The following is a 22882-nucleotide window of genomic DNA, read 5'->3' as shown; positions in this document are numbered from 1 at the left end:
TTTATCTCACTTTCTTTATATCATTAAGAATCACTGATAAGCGATCTTTTACAGATATTCTGACTTTCATTAGTACTGTATGACCTTTTTCTAATGGACGTGCAGGATCTTCTGAAAATCTCATATATGATGATGAGAAACAGACACTTTCTGTTTCTCCAGTATCATCACTGATACTTAAAAAAGCCATTTCATTACCTTTTTTATCTGTAATTACTTTTATTCGGCTAATGATTCCCAGCAATAATATTTCCTGATTTATATATTCTTCAATATCTTTAATGTCTATAATAGTCAGATGATTCTTCTTTTCTAATGTTTTCTTTATATGAGTCAAAGGATGTGCCGATAAGTAAAAGCCTAATACCTCTTTTTCTTTTTCCAATCTCTGACCGACTGATTCTTTAATTGGATGAAGAATAGGTTCTTCACTGACACCTAATGATGCCTTTAAATGAGCAAATTCCATTAAAGTCTCCATATTCTTTTTAAGATAAGCTCTATTGCTTTCAAATTCATCAAATGCTCCGGCATCAATTAATGAATCAATAGTCAACTGAGATATCCGCTTATTTTCAATACGAGAAAGAAAATCAGAAAAGCTTTCAAACAATCCTTTACTTCTTTCCTCTTCAATTAGCTTATAAGCTGCATAGCCAACATTTTTAACTGCTGTTAATGAAAAGCGGATACCCCCATTTTCAACAATAAAGCGACTTGATGAATGATTAATAGAAGGCTTTAATATCTTAACATCATATTTTTTAGCTTCATCAATCACATGAAGCTTTGTATTTAAAGAAGATGCTTCATTAGATAAAATAGAAGCAAAGAAATAAAGCGGATAATTAGCTTTTAGATAAGCTAACTGATAAGCCACATAGCCATAAGCAACCGAATGACTTTTATTGAACCCATAATTCGCAAATCTTTCAATCAAACTAAATATATCAGAAGCTGTCTTTTTACTAAATCCCTTATTTATAGCTCCATCAATGAAATCCTGCTTAAGTGAAAGCATTGTTTCTTTATTCTTATAAGAAACAGCTTTTCTAATACCATCAGCCTTTCCCAATGAAAAACCGGCAATATTTCGGGCAATCTGCATGATCTGCTCCTGGTAAATCATAATTCCATATGTTGATTTTAAGATAGGCTCTAATTCTGATGTCAGATATCTGATATTCTTCTTATTTTCTTTATTTTCTAGATAAGCCGGGATATTTTCCATTGGACCGGGGCGATATAAAGCAATCGCATCAACAATATCAAGAAATGTCCTTGGTCTCATCTGCCTTAACAGATTTCTCATACCTGATGATTCCAGCTGAAAAACTCCATAAGTATCTGCTCTGGATAATAAGTCATAAGTCTTTTGATCATCTAAAGGAAGATGATTCAGGTGCAAAGTTTCTCCTGTTTCTTGATAAATATCTTTTAATATATAATCAATCATCGTCAGATTCTTTAATCCCAGAAAGTCCATTTTTAATAAGCCTGCATCCTCAATATAATCTTTAGAATATTGAGTCATAATCATCTGACTTGGACCTATTACTAATGGAACAACTTCTCTTAATGGACGTGTTGATAAAACGATGCCGGCTGCATGCATAGAAATATTCCTAGGAAGATATTCAATGATACTCATTGGACCTATTAACTCTCTTAAAGCAGGATCCTTATTTATTGCATTCATAAATGATGAAGACTCATGATACATAGAAGCAATTGATTTTTTGTTTTTAGGTCCGGTAGGAATCATTTTGGCAATTCTCTCAAGCTTTGGTAAAGGAACATTCATTACCTTGCCAATATCTTTAATTGCAACACGAGGCCCATAAGTACTGAAAGTCACAATACTGGCCACATGCTCCTGACCATATTTTTCTATTACATAACTGACAACTTCATCTCTTCTATTATCCTGAAAATCTATATCAATATCAGGCATCGATATTCTTTCCGGATTCAAAAATCTTTCAAAGAAAAGATCATAAACTAATGGATCAATATTTGTAATACCTAAAACATAGGCTACTAGACTTCCGGCTGCACTTCCTCTTCCCGGACCGACTAAAATATGATGTGTTTTTGCATAATGAACATAATCATAAACAATTAGAAAATAATCATCATATCCCATAGAATGAATAATTTTTAATTCATATTTAAGTCTTTCACGATACTGATCCGGTATAATTTTTCCTTTAAAACGCTTTTTTAATCCTACAATACATAACTGTTTAAGATACAGATCTTTAGGGGCGTTATGCGGTGCAGGATAATTAGGCAAATTCATTTCACCGGATGGTATAGAGGCTTTAATACTCTCCATCATTTGTGCTGTATTTAAGATAATCTCCTGTGAAAAAAGACTTTGCATTTCCTGCTCCGATTTTAAATAACGCTGATTATTGGAAGGACGATAATGAATATCCAATACTCTTCCCATTTTGCTTGCTTCCAATAAATCTGCACTCATCGCTTCTTCAGGTCTTAAATAGCGTATATCATTAGAACAAACAACTTTTACCTGTGCATACTGACTTAATGCTATTAAACGCTCATTTAAACGCTTCTGATACTGTTCTCCATGATTCTGGATCATCACATAATAACCATCTTTAAACAGCTTTTTAAACAGCTTCATATACATAGCTGCTTCCTGTTCCATATCCTTTAATAATAGCCTCTCAATGATACCTTCATCACTACCGCTGATAATATAAAGATGCTCTTTATAAATAGATAATGATTTTAATAATATACAGCGATCAGGATTTAAATTAATATCAGATACAATCCGGACAAGATCCTTATACCCTACATCATCTCTAGCAATTAAAATAAAAGGATATATTTCTCCTTCTATCTCTACTGATGCTTCAACCCCCATAATAGGTCTGATATTATTCTTTTTGCAGGCTGTATAGAATTCAAAGATTCCATACATATTATTTTCATCACATAATCCCAGGGCATCAATATGTTTAGTCTTAGCTTCTTTAATTAACTCATTAATTAAAATAGTACTTTTGCCAAAAGAATAAGCACTTTTAATTTGCAGCTGTCCAAACATAATAATCCCTCCTTCTCTATTATATCAAAACATAATCTTTTTAAAAATTGATTTGGTTTTTCCATAAATAATCATAATAAAGTTGATTCTGCTTTTCCCAGTCAGCTTCACAATGACGTCCTCCGGACTGAACATAAAGAACAATATCTGTCTGTTTTTCTTTTAACAGATCTTTTATAATCATATGATCCTTAGCCATTTTAGTATGCATAGGATTTTTGACAGGACGTCTTGAAGCTTCCTGAGTTCCCCATGATAAATAAATCTTTGTATCCTCATTTAAATGATGAAATTCAATATCTTCTCTAATATACTTCATACCCGGCCCAATACTTGATGACAGACAAGCGGCTTTAGAAAAGACATCATTATGAGCGATGATACCATATAAACTCATAAGACCACCCATAGAACTTCCTGCAATGCCTGTACACTCACGTTCTTTATAAACCCGAAAACGACTATCAATCATCGGCTTGACTTCTGAAACAATCCATTCCAACGTTTTCTTTCCTGTTCCTTTCAGATTTCCCCAAAACAATCCGGAATAAGGATAAGGACAATATTCATCTAAACGTTCATTTCCCTCATGCCCGCATTCAATACCTACAACAATAAACTTTTTATCATAGCCATCAAGAAAATCCTTTAATCCCCAGCTTTTACCATATGTAGCATCCTGATCAAAAAAAAGATTATGACCATCAAAATAATACATAACCGGATAATAATCCTCTGATGACTCATAATCATCAGGTAAATAAATATGTAGTCCCCGTATCTTATGACAAGGTGAATAATAAATTTCTTCTTTTAGAATCATAAAAACCTCCACTTTTATTTTACCATAAAAATGAAAGAATGGACACATTGCTATCCATTCTTTCATTTATTTGTATTCTGCCTGATGCATCGGGCAATACGATCATGTACTACCGAAGCAAGCTCAGTACTTGTCATATTCTTATATTCATCATAATAAATCGGCTTTAAAATATGAAACTGACATTTCACTTTTCTAATAGAATTCTGATCCAGTACTTTATAACAGTCTATCATAGCCGAAGGTACAATAGGTGCCTTAGCATCCATAGCACTTTTAAAACTTCCGCCCTTAAAATCCAGTAATTCATTCTTTTTGCGGCTTCTTGTTCCTTCTGCAAAAATAGCATAACTCATACCTTTTTTTATCTCTGCTGTCATCTGATGAATAACTTTCATAGACTGTCTTAAATTCCTACGATCAATAGCCGGAAAATTACAGAATGATACAACATCTCTTAAAAAAATAACATTGCTTAATTCTTTTTTAAAAACTATTTTAAATGGTCTATCAATTGCATCAAATAAAACCGGAATATCAAACATTCCCTGATGATTAGGCGTAATCACAAAAGCCTCTTTAGGAAGATTCTCTATACCATTGATAGTTAAATCTACTCTGGCTCTTTTAGTAATATAACGAAGAAAATCTCTTAGCCATAAGATATTTTCTTCCTCGGTATATTTTTCAGGATGCTTTTTCCTTCTTTTTATTTGAAAGATTGTAAATGGTATCCTAAGCAAGATACGAAAAATTAAATAAATGATTCTTAACATACTAGCCCCTCTGATATATCTCTAAATTAAATGTTTCAAAAGGCTTTATTTCCTTTAAAAGATAACCATAGTCTTTAAAATCAGGAAAATAAGTCTCACCTTGATGAATACCCGGAATACGCGATAATAAAATACAATCACTTAAAGGCAATGCCTGCTTATAGATATTAGCACCACCACAAATATAAAGGTCCTCATTTTTCTCTCTGTATTCCTTAATTACATCTTCAAGATTATCTCTTACCTCAATACGATCATCATTAAATGATTTTCTGCTGCAGACAATTACATGTCTTTTCGGCAGCGGTCTGCCAATAGCTTCATAAGTTTTTCTGCCCATGACAATAGTATGATGAATAGTTGTCTCTTTATAATGCTTTAAATCTTCTTTATTATTCCATGGCATACCATTAGATGTTCCTTTTTGTCCAATCAGATTCTCATTATCACATGCTACAATAATAGTTATCATATATCCTCCTATACAGCAATAGGAATATTTTTTATTTGAGCCCCATGCTGATAATCTTCTACAATTAAATCATCTGTCGTGAATGCATAGAAATCTTTAACATCACTTCTTAAAGATACTTTTGGAGCAGGATATTCCTCTCTTTCAATAAGTTCCTTAATCATTGGAATATGACGATCATAGATATGTGCATCATTAATATAATGAATCATTTCACCGGCTATCATACCCATACATTGGGCAACCATCATTAACAAAATTGCATACTGACAGACATTCCAGTTATTAGCTGCTAAAACATCCTGTGATCTCTGAACAACAGACATATTTAACACTAATTGTCCCTCTTTATCTTTTGTTACATTATACATACATAAGAAACAGCAAGGCTCTAAAGCGCCTTTATCCAAGTATTGAGGAATATACATATTTGTGATAATTCTTCTTGAAAATGGATTCCCTTTTAATTCTTTTAAGACAAAATCCATTTGATCTATCATTTCCCCTTTACGTAAATCCTTCTGTCCTATTACATATCCATAACACGTTCCAATAGATCCGGTCTCATCAGCCCACTGATCCCATATATGACTATGAAGATCATAAATATTATTAGACTTCTTACTATAAATCCATATTATTTCATCCATTGCACTTTTTAATGCAGTTCTTCTTAAAGTCAATGCCGGAAACTCTTTTCTTAAATCATATCTGTTCACCACACCAAATCTTTTAATAGTATAAGCTTTTTCTCCTGTATCTTCCCATACCGGACGCACAAGCTCTTCCTTTGTATCTGTGCCATGCTCTAAAATATCATGACACATTTGTTTAAATAATCTATCTGCCTGACTCATGATTCGCTCCTTCACTTTTCCCATAAAGAGAAATAATTTTATCTCTAACATCAATTAATAGCTGATCATTTCTAATTATAAAATCAGCATATTTTTCATATAAAGATCTTCTTTCTTTTTCTAAATCATATAACTTAAAAACTCCATCTTTCAATAATGGTCGATGATCAGTATTAAGTTCATTAATAATCATCTCCACAGGTCTATCGATAAAGAAAACAAGACCATTATTCTTTAAATAGAGCATATTTTCTTCCCTAAGAATAACTCCTCCACCGGTAGAAATAATCTTATTATCGGTATGACCCATATCTTTACAACATTCAGTTTCTTTATCTCTGAAATATAATTCTGAGACAGAAAATAATTCAGGAATGGTGCTATGATATTTATTTTCCAAATAAGTATCCATATCAATATACTGATATGATATTCTTTCTGCAAGCATTCTGCCAATAGTGCTTTTCCCACATCCCATCATGCCTATAAGTATAATATTTTTCATACTATTTCCTCTGATAATTTCCTAACAGTCTAAAACTGGATGTACAGGCTTTAATTTCTTCTATGCATGATAAAGTATCCGGATCATGAAGATTACCGTCAATATCCATATAGAAATAATATTCCCATGGCGTATGAGGGATAGGTCTGGATTCAATACGTGCCATATTCATCTGATGATCCTTAACAATCTTCATCACTTCATATAATGCCCCAACAGCATGTCTTAAAGTAAAAACAGTAGATATTCTTGAAGCCTCCTGATGAGATTCCAAATGCCTGCCAATAATAATAAAACGTGTATGATTTGTATCATCATCTTCTATATGAGTAGCTATTATATCTAATCCATAAAGTTTAGCTGCTTCTAAAGAAGCAATAGCCCCCAGTTGCTTATTTTGCAGACAGGCAATCATTTTAGCAGCCATTGCAGTATTAGGATAAGCTTCAGAACTTATATGATGACTATGCAAAAAACGTGAAGACTGTAAAATTCCCTGTGGATGTGAATATACTTTTTTAATGTCTTTTAAATGGCTTCCTTTGACTCCAAGAAGATGCTGACCAACAGATAATGATTGTTCTCCAACAATATAAAATCCATATTCTGTAATAAGATCATAATTATCATTAATAGCACCCGTTGTAGAATTCTCTAATGGCAATACACCATAATCTATCTCATGATTCCCCAAAGCCTTAAAGACATCTTCAAAACTATCATAGTGTTTCTGCTTTCCTTCTTTAAAATATGTATTCACAGCCTGATGACTAAATGATCCCGGAATCCCCTGATATCCTATAACTAAATGATCTTTTTTTACTGAATCAAAAGGAAGTTCTTCCTGTTTTAAGAATGTTGCCTGATATCTTTTAGAAAGATTCATATTCTGTAAAATAAAGTTTCTGGCATAATTATAAAGATTCTTATCATCCAGTTTATTAAGATTCTTTTCTAATACTTCCTGTTCTCTATCTTTTTGAAAAATCTCCATATGATTCTTAATCTTATAATCAGCAACTTCTTTACTCAGATGCATTCTTTTTTCAAAAAGATTAAGCATAACTGAATCAATCTCATCTATCTCTTTTCTAATTTTATCTAACTTCATATATTCAATAGATCCAAAAGCCCAATGGCAGTCATTGCCTCAACAATAACACTTGCTCGTAAGACAACACATGGATCATGCCTTCCTATAATCTTTAATGAGGTATTGGTATGACTACTAATATCTACTGTATCCTGTAAACGAGAAATAGAAGGTGTAGGCTTAATACCAAGAGTAAATAATAAAGGCATTCCATTTGTAATACCGCCGATTATTCCTCCATTATGATTTGTCTTGCATAGAACCTTATTCTCTTCATAATAATAAGCATCATTAGTAAAGCTGCCCGAATACCGAGTAATATCATCTAAATCACCAAAACTAATAGCTTTAACTGCCGGAATAGAAAAAAGCAGTGATGACAAATGAGATTCTACAGAATCAAAGAAAGGGTTCCCAATGCCGGCCGGTAATCCTGTTACCATACACTCTATTTTTCCTCCTACGCTGTCTTGATTTTTTCTTGCTTCAAAAATTCGTTCTTTCATTTGCTTATAAATATCATCATTAATAACAGGATATTCTTTCTGCATTAAATTATCAATCATTTGTGATGTTAAAAACAAAGGAAAATGATCATCTTTAATATCTTTAATAGAAAGAATATGAGAATAGACTTCTATTCCTTTTGTTTTTAAAATCAACTTACATAAAGCTCCTGCAAAAACAAGAGGTGCAGTTACTCGAGCAGAGAAATGACCTCCTCCTCTGATATCATTAAAACCCTGATATTTCACATAAGCAGGGTAATCAGAATGTCCCGGTCTCATCTTTGTTTTTAATTCTTCATAATCTTTAGAATGAGCAGATGTATTATAAATAATAGCACATAACGGTGCACCTGTAGTTATATCATCAATAACACCACTTATTATTTCAACTTGATCAGTTTCTTTGCGTGAAGTAGATAAATTATTCTTACCGGGGGTCCTTCTAGACATCTCACGATTTATAAAATCCCAGTCTAATTTAATGCCTGCCGGCAGATGACCTATATTAACGCCAACAACTTTGCCATGGCTTTCTCCGAATATAGATAATTCAATATGTACTCCCCAGTTTGCACTCATATTATACATCCTCCCAGTTTTTTATAATCTTCAAAAAAATCCGGATAGCTTTTACTGACACATTCCCAATTTTTAATAGTAACCGGTGTTTCCGTCATCATTGCTAAAACAGCTTCCATCATAACCATACGGTGATCATTATAATCAGAATAAATACCGCCTTTAAGAGCTCCGCCACCGGTAATCATAATTTCATCTTCTTTTTCAGTTACTATTCCTCCCGATTGTCCAATAACTTCACAGATTGCTCTCAAACGATCACACTCTTTATAACGTAATCTTTTCGCATTATAAATATGTGAAGTTCCTTCCGCTTTTAAACAAGTCAAGGAAATAACCGGTATAATATCAGGACAGGAAGAAGCATCAATATCAATAGAATGAAGATGTTCTGCTTTCATTCTATATCCATTTTTATCTTTTATTAATTCTGCACCCATTCTTTCTAATATATCAATGACAGATCTGTCAGCCTGATGACTTTTTAAGTTTAAATTATTAATTGTAATATCAGCTCCCAGTACATCAGCTACCAAGAAAAAAGCAGCCTGTGAAAAATCACCTTCTACTTCATATTCACAAGCTTTTCCTTTCTGATTTCCTAAAACAGAATAAGATGTCTCATTTTTAGTAACAACTATGCCAAACTCTTTTAGTACATCCATTGTCAGCTGAACATAAGCCTCTGATTCTAAAGGTGATGTCACTTCAATTAAACTATCCTGATCAAGCTGCGAACAGGCAATCATTAATCCGGTAATAAACTGTGATGAAATATTGCCGGGAATTTGAAATCTATCTGCTTTTAACTGTCCTTCAATCATTAAATCAAGCTTATCCTTTTTTGTCCGATACTTTATATTCTGCTTTCTGAAAAGATCATAATAAACTTCTAAAGGACGTATTCCTAGTTTTCCGTGACCAATAAAATGAACCTTATTCTTATGAATAAGACTATATGGAATAAGAAATCTTAAGGTTGATCCTGATTCATAAGCATCTATTACAGCTGATCCACTTGACTGATTCCCTTGTTGAATATGAATGCCATTTTCATCAATAAATATATTAGCACCTAAAGACTGCATACCGCTAAGTGTTGCTTCAATATCTTTAGAAAAAGAAACATTTCTGATTAATGATTCTTCCTCACATAATCCTGCAATAATAATAGCTCGATGTGCAAGTGACTTGCTTGTAGGCACCTGAATAACTCCCTTTAATAAAGTACGATTTAAAGTAATAGAAGACATATTAAACCTCCTCTAATGAAAGAATAAGATTATAGTTATGCTTATAGATAAATGATTCACCTATTTCTTTTAACAAAACAAATGAAAAAGTATTATGAATATTCTTTTTATCTAAAGAAATCGCCTTGATTAAATCATTTGGAGATAAATGAGCAGTTACAGGCAAACCATAAAGATTCAAACAAGCTTTTATCTTTTCTAATGTTCCTTTCTTAGTAAGATTCATCTCTTCAGAAATAGCAGTCATTGCACACATACCTATAGATACAGCTTCACCATGTGAATACTTTTCATAATGATAATACTGCTCAATCGCATGACCGATAGTATGTCCAAAATTAAGCATTAAACGATCACCAAAATCAAAAAGATCTTTCTCTACTGCTTCTCTTTTGATATTAATACACTGATAAATAATACTATCAATATCCTGATATAAATCATCAAACGAGCTATAGCTTAAAAGCTGATGAAATAAATGCTTATCTTTAATACATCCGTACTTAATAACTTCTCCCATTCCATCTTTAATAAAATGAGGATCCAATGTTTTTAAGGTTAATGGATCAATCAGAACAAGCATCGGATGCTTAAAAGCGCCAACAAGATTCTTGCCTTGTGCAAGATCAACGCCAGTTTTTCCTCCTACACTGGAATCAACCTGAGCAAGAAGAGAAGTAGGAATTTGTATCAGAGCCACTCCTCTTAAATAAGTAGCCGCTGTAAAGCCGGCTAAATCTCCAATAACTCCTCCTCCTAATGCAATAATAAGATCAGTACGAGTTATATGATAATCGAGAAGCTGTGTATATAAAGATGGCAGAATATCAAATCTTTTAGAGGTTTCTCCATGTGGAATAACTATTTCATTAACCTGATAATCTTTTAATTGTTCTTTAACCTTTTTTCCATATAGCGGAAAAACATGATCATCAGAAATAATCATGATTTTCTGCCCTTTAAAAACATCAGAAACATATGCTTTTAAATTATTTATTAATCCTTGTTCAATAATAATTGAATAACTGTCTTTCTCTAATGCAACTTTTATTTCCATATTACTATCCTTCCTATTTGAAAAAGAGAAGTCACATAGTGACTTCTTATTTTTTTCGATATTTATCATTAGCTTTAGGATCAGCTACCGCTTTTTCATCTTTGATACTTACTTTTACTCTCTCATTACGCATCATCTGGTTGATATATCCTTTAGCAGTTGTAATTGTCTGCTGGGAAGGCATCATTACATAAAGACCATTTGGATTAAATGATTTAACCATAGCGAATACTTTCTGACGCTGATTTGTTCCATCTAAATGATAAGATTGAATATCCCACACCGCTGCTGTATCAATTTCAAAATTAATCAGTGATTTGATTTCATTACCTGACATATTTGTTTCCATACTATCAGCAACAGCATTAAAAACATTATTTAGATTTGTAAGACCGGCAGCACTTGTCATCTTCTTAACAATAGCCTTAATCATCATCTGCTGATTCTGCATTCTGATACGATCACCATTCCCGAATGAATGCCTTTCTCTAACAAATGCTAAAGCATGTTTAGAATCAAAATGATTCCATCCTGCTTTAATCTTATAAAAGTTTACTCTTGTAGTAAATTCTCCATAAGGATTATAAATATCAATTCCGCCTATCGCATCAATAACTTTTAAGAATGATGTGTAATTCATCTTCAAATAATAATTAATATCAAGACCAAGCAGTTTTTCAATAGTTGCCTGTGTTGATGAAATGCCATTTTTGGCAGAATGAGTCAGCTTATCTTTCCCAATCGTCCGACTCTTTGCATTTTCATAAATATCTACATAATAATCTCTAGGTATAGATGTTAAAAGAACCTGTTTTGTCTCCGGATTAACGGTAGCCAGTATATTTACATCTGATAACGAAACTTCATCTATCTTTCCATAAGTATCTATCCCGGAAATCAGTATATGAAAAGGCTTAGTTGTTACTTCAGTTCTTTTTGCTTTGCTGGTTGCAATCTTAATATAATAGTTTTTTATAACCTTGGTTTCTTTATTAAATTTAGGTTTAACTTTTATATAATTATCACGATCTGTCTCATTAATAATAATTGCTCCAACATCTCCCTCATATAGAGCACTTAAAATATTCTTATAAGAATCCTTTGCAGAAGTTTCAACAGTTGTATTCAAATCATTATTAACTTTAGTAACAATCTGATTAAGCCTATTAGTTTCTGTTGTATTAGAACTTGTCAGATAGCCAAATGTATACCCGCTTGTATCATTAATAGAAACTGCTTCATCTTCTTTTAAAGTAATAACACTATATTTAACATTAGCAGATGTCTTATTAGAAATGGAATTAATAAAGCCATTTGTGATAATTACATAGTAATTTGCAAAAACAAGTACAGCACATAAAAGCACATGAAAAAACTTAGCAGTTATAGTTGCCGGCGTATCCTTATGATGACTTTTTCCATCCTCATAACGTCTTTTTCCTCTTTCCAGACGATAAAATAAAAATGGTAGAACTAATAGTATAATAACAACAATAATATAATATTTTAATGGCAAAAACTTATTAATCCCTAAAACAAGTAAGAGAATTAAGCTAATAGCCATTTGAATTCCAAATAAAACTCTTCTAGAAAATAGCATTTTAATAAATGTTTTCATTTGTTACCTCGCATTAATTGGTTATTTCCCCAAAAAAGATATTTCCCACATGGACAGTTTAACACAAAAATAACTAATCGTCTTTATTAAATTACAAATATTTGTTTCTTAATTTATTAAGATTGCATTTATTCATAAATTATAGTATTATGATTAAGCACTAAGCCCCGGTGGCGAAATTGGTAGACGCAGCAGACTCAAAATCTGCCGGCCTTAAAACCATGCCGGTTCGAGTCCGGCCCGGGGCACCATTTATTAAACTAAAAGCAGAAGAAAATCATATGATTCTTCTGCTTTTTATATAGATAGATTATTCTTTCCCTTGAATAAGCTTTAAAACAAAATGTCCCAGCACAAGTATAATAACACCTCCTGCCAAGCGGAAAAATAAAGGCATATCTACTACATAATATAATGAATAAAAATAACTGCAGGTTCCATATAATAAGCCGCCTAATAAAGCTGCCAATCCTAATTCTTTTATTAGCAGCCTTTTACTTGCAATACCGTAAATAAGAAGCAGAGCAGCTAAAGCAAAATCACCGAAACCAAACATAAAGACAATCAAATAAAGAAGCATATAATAAACCGTTAAATCTCTCTGATTTGAATACGATGGTCTGGAAATACCTTCAAAGCATGAGATATAAGGTGGATTATCAGTAAATACAGGCACTTCTTTAAAGTCTTTAACAATCTCTGGAGGAAGAATAGAAAATTCAACATCTTCTATGCCCAAAAAATGCTTCTCAATATCTTTATATCTTTTTTCTTTAATATATCCTGATATAGAAAGAACAGACTGATAATCGGTAACATACTTTTTCATCTCTTCTAAATGATTTAAGAATGATGATGTACTGTAATATTTAGTTAAAGTCTGTTTTTCCTCTTCTTTTAATATATTTAACTTCTGATCCATATGAAAAATATAATCATCCATAGCCTGTACTTCTTCATTTAATTCTCTTAAAGCATCAGTATTAGTACCATGAACAATATGAGGAATAGATACTTCATGAAAATCAAGAGCTTTAAAAAGATTATCTATTTCTCCTCTCATTCCATTTGTAACAGCATAATAGCACCATGTAACCTTAGCCCCCTTTAAAACAGTATCGAAAATAAAAGGCTTTTCCAAATAATACTGAAGATTGTCCATCCGGCTATTATCTAAATATCCAAATCGAACAGTAACATACTGACAATCCATCAATGCTTCTACATTAATATCTTTACTTATAAACTTGTTAAGAAATTCAATGACTTCTTCATTTTCTTTTTTATCATCAATAATATTTTGTCTAATCTTATGAATCTCTTCTATCCTTATATCCAATTTATCAAGATAGGCATTAACTTCTAATGTATTCATACGATGATCGGGAATAAGAGATGTTTCTATCTGATAATCCAGATTATGGATAATATTATGAATATGTGCCATAATATCCTGATACTGATGAGAGATTTTCATCTGATGAACATTTTTTACATCATTAGCAATTTTTTCTGATAAGATAGGATAAAAATCTTTAAGTTCGTCAATTCTTATAAGTATATCAATAAGATTATTTCTAGAAAATCTTATATTCATTATTTTCATTGCTTCAATTGCCATAGTGTTCCCCCATAAAGATATCTATCTTTATAACGCAACAATTAAACATCTAAAGAAGTGTAAAGTCAAGAGAATGATCTTATACTTCTTTACTTATACAATAAAAATATATTATTCATATTCACATCCTATAATATGATCATTATAAACACCAATTGCCTGTAAATAAGAATAAATAATGACCGGACCAACATATTTAAAGCCATATGACTTTAATATCTTGGCAATTTTCTCTGATAACTCATCTTTAGCCGGAAGATCTTTAAAACATTTAACCGCGTGTCTTAGTGGATGATGAGTAAACTGCCAGATAAAAGCATCAAAGCTGCCATATTCTTTTTGTATTTTTATAAAGCACTGAGCATTCGTAATAATAGAATGAATTTTATTCTTATTATGAATAATACCCGGATAATCATACAGACTAACAATCTTTTCTGTATTATATGAAGCAATCTTATGATAATCAAATTGATCAAAGGCATCACTATAAGCCTGTTCCTTCTTTAATATAGTTAGCCATGATAATCCTGCCTGCATACCTTCTAATACCAGCATTTTAAAAAGTTTAATTTCATCATGTGTTTCTTTTCCCCAAACTTGATCATGATATTTTATCATAAGATCATCATTTGCCCATTCACATCTCATTACCATCACCTCCATTTTATTATGCTTATTTTTGCCTTTATTGTCCAGTTCGATTATAATAGTAAAGGTGATAAAAATGGATCAGTTTAATAAAAGAATGAAAGATTATTTAAAAGATGATTATGATAATTTTAAAGAAGCACTAACAAAAAATCCTGTTAAGTCTCTCTATTTCAATAAGAAGAAACAGTTTACTTCACTGCCTTCATTAACACCTCATCCGATTGTTAGAGGAGGATATTATTATAATGAAGATACCTTTAAAGCCGGGAAGTCTCCCTATTTTTTGACCGGACTTTATTATATACAGGAACCTAGTGCAATGATTACAGCAGCTAAACTGCCTCTTGAATCTAATGATTATGTTTTAGATATGTGCGGTGCTCCGGGTGGTAAAAGCTGTGCGATAGGTATGAATTTAAGCAATGAAGGTTTACTTATTACAAATGATATTTCTATTTCACGGGCAAAAATATTAAGTGAAAATATAGAAAGATTTGGGTTATCCAATACAATTGTAACTTCTACAAATCCTAAAAATCTGATAGGAATTTTAGATAATTACTTTGACAAAATTATTCTTGATGCTCCCTGTTCCGGAGAAGGTATGTTTAGAAGCAAAAAACAGGCAATAGAAACATATAGTGAAGAAAAAATCAAAGAATGTGTAACTATTCAAAAAGAACTTATTGATATAGCTTTTCAATTATTAAAACCCGGTGGATTACTAATGTATTCTACCTGTACTTATAATCAATATGAAAATGAAGATATTATTAGATATGCTCTTAATCATTATAACTTTAAACTTGTTCCATTATCTCATGAGAAAGGATTGGCAGAAGGTCTTGATATGCCAGAAGCAATTAGATGTTATCCTCATTTATTTAATGGTGAAGGACAATTTATGGCTCTTTTATTAAAAAATGGCTCTTCTTCTAAACAGAAAGTAAAAACTATTAAACCTCATATAGATGCTAATTATCTAAAAGTAATAAAGGATTTTTACAAAAAATATTTAAATATTCCTTTATCTCCATCATTAACAGAAAACAATGGACATATTTATCAGATTCAAAAACATTTTCCTGATTTAAAAAAAATAAGAATCTTAAGAAGAGGTCTTTATTTAGGAGAAGTACGTAAAAGTTATTTTACTCCCAGCTATTCCCTAGCTCTTTCTCTAAAAGAAGAAGATTTTAAATACTCTTATAATTTTAATCATGATGATCCGGAAATACAAACTTATATTCATGGAGATACGCTTGAAAGTAAAGGAAATAAAGGATATGGAGGTATTCTTATTGATCATTATCCTCTTTCTTTTTATAAAGAAAGCATTCAGATTAAAAATCTTTTCCCAAAAGGATTAAGAAGAAATATGTAAAAACCATAACTTCCCTTTACAATAAATCGAATGATGTGTTATACTGAAAAAGTGTAAAGGGGTGAATCTATGAATAAAAGAAAATTAATTGCTCTAACCCTAGCTTTTGCTTTACAGGTTCCTATTCTTTCCGGAAGCTTGAATACTTCAAAAGCTTCTAAATATGAAGGACAGGAAAACAAGTATTATAAATTATGTTCTTCTAAGAAGCTGAGTGCTTCAGGTCAGAAAGAATGTAAAAAATTTAATGCTTACCTTCAGCAAAAAAGCAAGGATATTAAATCTGATATTTCAAAAACAAAAAGCGATATCTCTGATACGAAATCTTCTATTAGTGATATAGGTAATAAAATTATCAGTCTTGAAAATGATATTGACTCAGCTCAGATAAAAATTAATTATATTAAATCAGCCATTGAAGTGACAAAATCTCAGATTGCCGATAAGCAAAAACAGTTAAAAGAACGTATTTATTCAATGCAAAGTGAATTAAATTCAACAATTGCTTTTGATTATTTATTCTCAGCAAAAAGTTTTACAGATTTCTTCTCAAGAGCAGCTACTCTTGGTGATATTACCGCTTATGAGAATGAATTAATGAATGAGATTAAAGAGAAGCAGAATGATCTTACAAATCAAAAGAAAACTTTAAGCGATACGCAGGCTATCCTTGTAGCAAAAAAAGATGAATCTGTTTCTTTAAGGAAAACACTTAATGCTAAGCTTGCTCAGCAGAATAGTGATTTATCTTCTTCTAATAAAGAATTAGACAGAAACAACGATAACATTGATGATATTACTAAGAATCTTGCTGCTTTAAAGAAAGCCAGTGAAGAGTCTAAAGTAACTGCCAAGGTTACTGTTAAGGTACCTAAAAAGAAAGTAACAAAAACGAAACCTTCATCATCTGCAAATAATTCTAATGTTTCTCAAAATGGTGTTGATAAATCTAAAGTTACTTCTGAGGAAGTTACTGAAGAAGTTCCTGATACTGGAAATATTGGCTATAAAATTGCTCAGACCGCTTTAAAAAAGAAAGGATCCCGTTATATCTGGGGACATCAAGGTCCTACTACATTTGATTGTTCAGGTCTTGTTTATTGGGCTTGTAAGCAAAACGGTGTTTCCGGAAGCAGAACAACTACAAAGGTTCTGGCGAATCGTGGACGTTATGTTTCTAAAGGAGATTTACAGCCGGGAGATATTATTCTTTTCTCAAGTAATGGTAAACACAGTGGTGTTCATCATGTTGGTATCTATATTGGTGATAATATGATGGTTCATGCTGCTGATGAAGATCATGGCGTTATTGTTTCAAGAATTACTACTCCTTATTGGATAAGAGAATATTATAACGCAAGAAGACTATATTAAAAGAGATCATTGAAGTGCACCCCAAAGGTTAGACACAAAACTAACTTTTGGAGGTGTACTTCATATTCCGATCTCTTTTTTTATAACTTATTTTATTTCTTAATATCTCCATCATATGCTTTTGTAACACGATGATCTATTTTTACAACAGAATGATATAATTCCTGAAACTGATTATTAAGTGTTTTTAATGTTTTTTCAGCTTTTTCATAACGCTCATATAAACGATCAGTATCTTTTTTTAATGTTATAATCTCTTTTTCAATCCTTTCAAGACTTTGTGATCTCTGAAAGTCTTTTGTAAGATTGATTAATGTAAATACAACACCTAATAAAGTAGAAGGAGAAGTCATTAGGACATGTTTGTGATGTCCATATTCAACTAATTCCGGTTCATGATTACAAAGATATAAATAAATAGCTTCTGAAGGTATAAACATAACAGCTTCATTCAATGTTTCTTCATTAATATATTTAGAAGCTATATCATCAATATGTTTCTTAATATTTCTTTTAAATTCTGTCTTATAAGAATTATCTTTTAATATTCTTATATAGTTTTCCTGGGGAAATTTTGAATCTATAATCAAGACTCTCTGATCTCCCGGAAGAAATAAGGCTGCATCTGCTATTTTTCCATTCTTTAAATGATACTGAACAGCATAAATATGCCGGCTATTACCAAAATAAACAGATAATAAATGATATAGCTGATATTCGCCAAAATTTCCTCTTTGTTTTGTATTAACCATAATATTATGAATAGCATCCATGTTTTCATTAAGCCTATTGATTTTTGCTTCACTCATACCTAGATATTCTCTTGTTTTATATGTTTCATCTAATATAAGATTAAAACTCTTATTCAAGGCATCCTGATAAGTCTTATTCTCTAATAATGACTGCTCACTTTGAATGACTCCCTGTTCTATACGTTCCAGTTTTCTATCACTGCCTCTAGTAATTAAAATAACTAATAAAACAATAATAACAATACTCAATATAATAATTATTATTTCCATAAGTTCCTCCAAAAAATGATCAGAATTACTTTCTGACCATTTTAACTATTGTTTGAAATCTTGCTGTATAAGGCTCATCAAAACTTTGAAAATAAATCACTTTATAATTATTTTCAAGCTGACTGATGCCTTTTGAAAGTGCACTGATATTCTCACTTGTAAAAATAACTACTTTCATCTTTGACTTAATAATCGAATCAAGAATGTCTTCATCCAACAAATCTTTTCTTAGATGAATAAGCATACAATCAAATTTATGTTTCTTTGTCTGTCTGCTTACTTCCTCATTAATATCAGCCTTAATAAATACCTTACCAATAATTTTATTATCCTTAACATTTCTGCCGGCATCTTCAACATGCCATTTTTCTTCTTCTAAAGCAGTCACAAAAGAAGGAAGTTCAGATTCAATAATACCATTACCGGCATACAACGATAAAACAACATCATCTTCACTAATAAGATTTTTAAGTATTTCCAGTTTCTTCTCTTCCATCTCTTTATGCATCCATAAATCTGATTTAATACTTAATGCATAGACATGATTATTTATATGATATTTTAAATAGCTATCACCATAAATCTTTTTATATCCTGCCATATTAAAATCCTGATATCTAGCAGTATTTACAGTATAAAAGATACCTGATATCTGTTTATCTAAAGATAGCTCGTGACTTACTTTCTTAGATAATCCATCTTCTCCAGTTACAAAAACCACCTGCAGTTTCTCTTCAACACATTTTACAATAAGAAATCTTAATCCTTTTTTAGTTTTATCATTATATGCTTTCATATGATGCTTATTTAATAAATATTCAATATTAACTAAAACTCTATTAATCTCTTTATCGTGAAGCAGACATTCATCCATTAAAGAAAAGAATTTAGTTCCTCTTTGATAAAGTCCTATTCTTAATTCTTTACTAAACTCACTGATTGCAAAAGCTATTGATGAACGATAATGAAGCGGCTGATTTGCTTCTATAACCGGTAATATCTTTATCTGTCTTAAAGAAAGATTTGTATATTTCTTTAAAGTTTCCTCAATAAGGTCTCTTTTAAACAAAAGCTGATCAGGATAATTCATATGCATAAAAGCACATCCTTGACAATTCTTAGACTGTCTGCATGGACTTTCTACCCGGGCAGGAGATATCTTTCTAAGATGTGTAATATGTCCTATCATATATCTTCTCTCATTAACATCTATTTCTACATCTGCTTCTTCTCCCGGTAAAGCTTTAGGAATAAAGCAGATTTTCTTATGAATATATCCTATCCCTTCTCCATTAATACCCAATCTTTTTATCGTCAATGTTTCTTTTTGCATATTTTCTCTCCTTACACAACCTTTTATAGTATAACATATATCATCAGTATTACTACAAATAAATATTAAAGACAGCAAAAGCTGTCTTTAAACTAATCATCGTCAGAAATATCTTCTTTTTCTATTATTTTCATTCTTAATGTTGTAATACGATACTTATTAACTTTCTCAATCGTAAATAAAACATTATCATAAGTAATCTGCTGATGCTTTATAGGCATACCATTTAACTGTCCTAAAACTAATCCGCCAATAGACTCAAAATCTTCTGTTTCAAATTTTGTATGACAAACTTCATTAACTTCATCAATATCTACGCTGCCATCTAATATATATTCATTTTTATCTATCTCATGGATTGTCTTTGTATGGTCTTCATCAAATTCATCATCAATTTCACCAACAATTTCTTCAACAATATCTTCCATTGATACAATTCCGCTCATAACACCATATTCATCCAATACAATTGCAAGTGAAACATGATTCTGTCTCATAGCACTGAAAACATCATTAATCTGATTAAACTCATAAACAAAATAAGGCTGTCTCATATAAGTCTTAATTTTAAAATTTTCCTGATCAACACCATAAGCCATCATTAAATCCTTAATATTCAAGACACCTACAACTTCATCCTTATCATCAGAATAAACAGGTATACGAGAAAACTGAGAATCTCTTAAAACATTCATTAATTCATCATATGTTACATCATCCTCTACCGCAATAACATGAATACGAGGAGTCATGATTTCCTTTATTTCAGTATCACCAAATTCAAAAACATTATGAAGCATTTCCTTTTCCTCATCTTCTAGAACGCCTTCTTCATGTGATACATTAACAATAGTCTTTAGATCATCCTGAGTCACAGTAGGACCATTTTCAAAACTGCCTCCCAACATCTTAATTATAATATGGCTGATTGACGTTAAAACTACTACAAAAGGAGTAAACAGAATCTTATTAAATCTGACAATCTTACATGTTCGTAAACAGATACTTTCTGCTGAATTATTTGCAAGTGTCTTAGGAGTAATCTCACCAAATATTAGTATTAATAAAGTGACTATCCCAGTTGCAACAGCAACACCGATACCTTCATTTCCAAGTATACTGATTACAAACGATGTTGTTAGTGATGAAGCAGCAATATTAACAAGATTATTACCAATAAGAATAGTACTGATTAAATGATCAGTATCAGATAATAAGCTATCAACGATCTTTGCCTTCTTACTGTTTTTATCATCTTCATCATCAGCAATCGTTTTAATACGAATACGTGATACAGAAGTAAAAGCAGTTTCTGACATAGAATAAAATGCTGACAATATAAGTAATGCTATAAAAATAAATATCATGGATATTTGTCTCGAGTCCAATTGTAAAATCTCTCCTTTATTTCTTATTCAGTATTAGTATACCCTTTTTTTCTAATATCACAATACGAAATCCTAAAAAGAATTATCAGTCCATCTATTTAAAAGAGAAAACTGCTCTAATCATTATCTAGATCAGCATCACATTTTTATTCCATTCATAGAGACTTTGATATAACTAGACTAAGAAGAAAAAGTAAATCAAGAAAAGTAAAGGATATCTGACCACATTTGTTGAAATGAAATCAAGATTTTATGTACACTACCCATGAAAGACAGGACAAGAGATTCAATGCTTGAGGCAATAAAAACTCAAAAGGATTATTAAAGGAATACTAACCAAAGAAAACAAATTCGGCTAAAATCTTAGTGAATGATCTAATGGATCTTAATAATAGACCTAGAAAGTGTTGCAACATTATTTGTAACTGCTCATATAAAAAAACACGATTTTTAATCGTGTCCTTCTTATTCGATTTTTGAAGCATCATAAGTACTATTTGTGAATGCTTGCTGTATCTGTGAAGAATCAGTAACAGCTGTTCTTGTTCCTGAAGTGAAATAAAGCCTTCCGGCTGCTGAAGAAGTCTTAACAGCAGTCTTATATCTTGAATTAATATTGCTGAACTGAACTCCATAATAAGCAGAAGCAGTCTGTCCTGATGTATTTTTTGCTGTTATTTTATAAGCAAATATAACTCTATCCGTATATGTAGTAGAATTATTCAACTTACTCTTCTGAAACCATACAGAATCATAATCATATTGATAAGTAATAGAAGATGAATTTATAAACATTGTTCTTATCTTTTGATCAGCATAAGGTTTGTATAAACCAGCTAAATCTTTTGGCACTTCATTTACTGAAGCGAATCTCTGTGGCAAACTCTTAATCACAATAGTCTTAGAGACTCCTGTAACTTTCAACTTAAGTGCTTTAGCTCTAGTCTGATCATAAATAACAGTTACAGTAACCTTGTCGCCATTAGATAAAGCAGCGCTCTTACTATAAGTATAACGTAACGAACTAACAAAAGTTGATATTTCGGTATTTGATTTATCATAATTTACATTGTTAGTTACACCTGTAATATAGCCATTACCATGCTCTCCAGCAACTTTAATCACAATATTATTAGCTAAATCAATTTTATTACCGCCAAAGAAATAGTCATATCCTTTATAAGCACCAAACAATACTGCAATTGCTACAATAACAGTAATAATGAGTTTTCCTCTTTTACTGCCATTATTCATATTACTATTGTATTGCTGATTGTAAGCATTAAAACCACCTTGTTCTCCGGCATTAAAGCCACCTTGTGCATTAAAATCATTAGATGATCCATTAAAGCTTCTTTGACCATTCTGCATTGGATCATTAGTTCCACTAAAACCAGCCTGCGTATTCTGTGTGAAATCATTAGCTGATCCATTAAAGCTTCCCTGACCATTCTGCATTGGATCATTAGTTCCACCAAAACC

General features: G+C 31.4%; 18 protein-coding genes, 1 tRNA gene and 1 pseudogene. 3 read left to right on the top strand and 17 right to left on the bottom strand.

The window, feature by feature from the left end:
- Position 1: 1 nt before the first annotated feature.
- The 11 genes from dnaE to HMPREF9943_RS03025 form a co-directional block, all read right to left on the bottom strand.
- Complete coding sequence (gene dnaE / locus HMPREF9943_RS03075; RefSeq protein WP_004801909.1) at positions 2 to 3082, bottom strand: DNA polymerase III subunit alpha; 3081 nt, start codon at positions 3080 to 3082, stop codon at positions 2 to 4.
- 40 nt (positions 3083 to 3122) lie between these two features.
- On the bottom strand, positions 3123 to 3905 hold the full coding sequence (locus tag HMPREF9943_RS03070; RefSeq protein ID WP_004801906.1) for an alpha/beta hydrolase: 783 nt from the start codon (positions 3903 to 3905) through the stop codon (positions 3123 to 3125).
- 62 nt (positions 3906 to 3967) lie between these two features.
- Positions 3968 to 4681, bottom strand: a complete 714-nt coding sequence (locus HMPREF9943_RS03065; protein ID WP_004801903.1) for a lysophospholipid acyltransferase family protein — start codon at positions 4679 to 4681, stop codon at positions 3968 to 3970.
- Position 4682: 1 nt separating this feature from the next.
- Positions 4683 to 5153: a dihydrofolate reductase gene (locus HMPREF9943_RS03060; RefSeq protein WP_004801901.1), complete on the bottom strand. Its 471-nt coding sequence runs from the start codon at positions 5151 to 5153 to the stop codon at positions 4683 to 4685.
- Positions 5154 to 5161: 8 nt separating this feature from the next.
- Positions 5162 to 6010, bottom strand: coding sequence for a thymidylate synthase (gene thyA / locus HMPREF9943_RS03055; protein WP_004801900.1), 849 nt, complete (start codon positions 6008 to 6010; stop codon positions 5162 to 5164).
- Positions 5994 to 6515, bottom strand: coding sequence for a shikimate kinase (locus tag HMPREF9943_RS03050; RefSeq protein ID WP_004801897.1), 522 nt, complete (start codon positions 6513 to 6515; stop codon positions 5994 to 5996). The genes thyA and HMPREF9943_RS03050 overlap by 17 nt, the downstream gene beginning before the upstream one ends.
- 1 nt (position 6516) lies before the next feature.
- Positions 6517 to 7626: a chorismate mutase gene (locus HMPREF9943_RS03045; protein WP_004801895.1), complete on the bottom strand. Its 1110-nt coding sequence runs from the start codon at positions 7624 to 7626 to the stop codon at positions 6517 to 6519.
- Positions 7623 to 8696, bottom strand: a complete 1074-nt coding sequence (gene aroC / locus HMPREF9943_RS03040; protein WP_004801893.1) for a chorismate synthase — start codon at positions 8694 to 8696, stop codon at positions 7623 to 7625. Before aroC ends, HMPREF9943_RS03045 begins: the two co-directional genes overlap by 4 nt.
- The gene (gene aroA / locus HMPREF9943_RS03035; RefSeq protein ID WP_004801890.1) at positions 8693 to 9949 is read right to left on the bottom strand and encodes a 3-phosphoshikimate 1-carboxyvinyltransferase; all 1257 of its coding nucleotides are present in this window, start codon (positions 9947 to 9949) and stop codon (positions 8693 to 8695) included. The genes aroC and aroA overlap by 4 nt, the downstream gene beginning before the upstream one ends.
- A 1-nt stretch (position 9950) precedes the next feature.
- Positions 9951 to 11006, bottom strand: a complete 1056-nt coding sequence (gene aroB / locus HMPREF9943_RS03030; RefSeq protein ID WP_004801887.1) for a 3-dehydroquinate synthase — start codon at positions 11004 to 11006, stop codon at positions 9951 to 9953.
- Positions 11007 to 11052: 46 nt separating this feature from the next.
- Positions 11053 to 12624 carry an LCP family protein gene (locus HMPREF9943_RS03025; protein WP_004801884.1) on the bottom strand — a complete coding sequence of 524 codons (1572 nt, stop codon included), beginning with the start codon at positions 12622 to 12624 and terminating at the stop codon, positions 11053 to 11055.
- A gap of 164 nt (positions 12625 to 12788) precedes the next feature.
- On the opposite strand from HMPREF9943_RS03025, the gene HMPREF9943_RS03020 reads away from it, so the two are divergent.
- Positions 12789 to 12875: transfer RNA gene (locus HMPREF9943_RS03020), tRNA-Leu, on the top strand.
- A 59-nt stretch (positions 12876 to 12934) separates the two neighbouring features.
- On the opposite strand, the gene HMPREF9943_RS03015 is transcribed toward HMPREF9943_RS03020, so the two are convergent.
- Together HMPREF9943_RS03015 and HMPREF9943_RS03010 are read right to left on the bottom strand one after the other, a co-directional pair.
- Positions 12935 to 14245, bottom strand: coding sequence for a V-type ATP synthase subunit I (locus tag HMPREF9943_RS03015; protein ID WP_004801881.1), 1311 nt, complete (start codon positions 14243 to 14245; stop codon positions 12935 to 12937).
- A gap of 111 nt (positions 14246 to 14356) precedes the next feature.
- Positions 14357 to 14896, bottom strand: a complete 540-nt coding sequence (locus HMPREF9943_RS03010) for a DNA-3-methyladenine glycosylase I (RefSeq protein ID WP_004801880.1) — start codon at positions 14894 to 14896, stop codon at positions 14357 to 14359.
- 76 nt (positions 14897 to 14972) lie between these two features.
- Here HMPREF9943_RS03010 and HMPREF9943_RS03005 point away from each other — a divergent pair, with 76 nt between their 5' ends.
- Both HMPREF9943_RS03005 and HMPREF9943_RS03000 read left to right on the top strand, forming a co-directional pair.
- Complete coding sequence (locus HMPREF9943_RS03005) at positions 14973 to 16283, top strand: RsmF rRNA methyltransferase first C-terminal domain-containing protein (protein ID WP_004801879.1); 1311 nt, start codon at positions 14973 to 14975, stop codon at positions 16281 to 16283.
- A gap of 69 nt (positions 16284 to 16352) precedes the next feature.
- Positions 16353 to 17657: a C40 family peptidase gene (locus HMPREF9943_RS03000; protein ID WP_004801876.1), complete on the top strand. Its 1305-nt coding sequence runs from the start codon at positions 16353 to 16355 to the stop codon at positions 17655 to 17657.
- A 92-nt stretch (positions 17658 to 17749) separates the two neighbouring features.
- Here HMPREF9943_RS03000 and rmuC read toward each other — a convergent pair whose 3' ends face one another.
- The 4 genes and pseudogenes from rmuC to HMPREF9943_RS09665 form a co-directional block, all read right to left on the bottom strand.
- Positions 17750 to 18679, bottom strand: coding sequence for a DNA recombination protein RmuC (rmuC, locus tag HMPREF9943_RS02995; protein ID WP_004801875.1), 930 nt, complete (start codon positions 18677 to 18679; stop codon positions 17750 to 17752).
- Positions 18680 to 18704: 25 nt separating this feature from the next.
- On the bottom strand, positions 18705 to 20012 hold the full coding sequence (rlmD, locus tag HMPREF9943_RS02990; RefSeq protein ID WP_004801873.1) for a 23S rRNA (uracil(1939)-C(5))-methyltransferase RlmD: 1308 nt from the start codon (positions 20010 to 20012) through the stop codon (positions 18705 to 18707).
- A 92-nt stretch (positions 20013 to 20104) separates the two neighbouring features.
- Complete coding sequence (locus tag HMPREF9943_RS02985) at positions 20105 to 21400, bottom strand: hemolysin family protein (protein ID WP_026624130.1); 1296 nt, start codon at positions 21398 to 21400, stop codon at positions 20105 to 20107.
- 465 nt (positions 21401 to 21865) lie between these two features.
- A pseudogene (locus HMPREF9943_RS09665) lies at positions 21866 to 22882 on the bottom strand (hypothetical protein); the annotation flags it as partial.

Origin of the sequence: Eggerthia catenaformis OT 569 = DSM 20559 (assembly GCF_000340375.1) — a bacterium.
GTDB lineage: Bacteria > Bacillota_I > Bacilli_A > Erysipelotrichales > Coprobacillaceae > Eggerthia > Eggerthia catenaformis.
The sequence above is the reverse complement of the archived record's forward strand: the minus strand, read 5'-3'. Positions and strand labels throughout refer to the sequence as shown.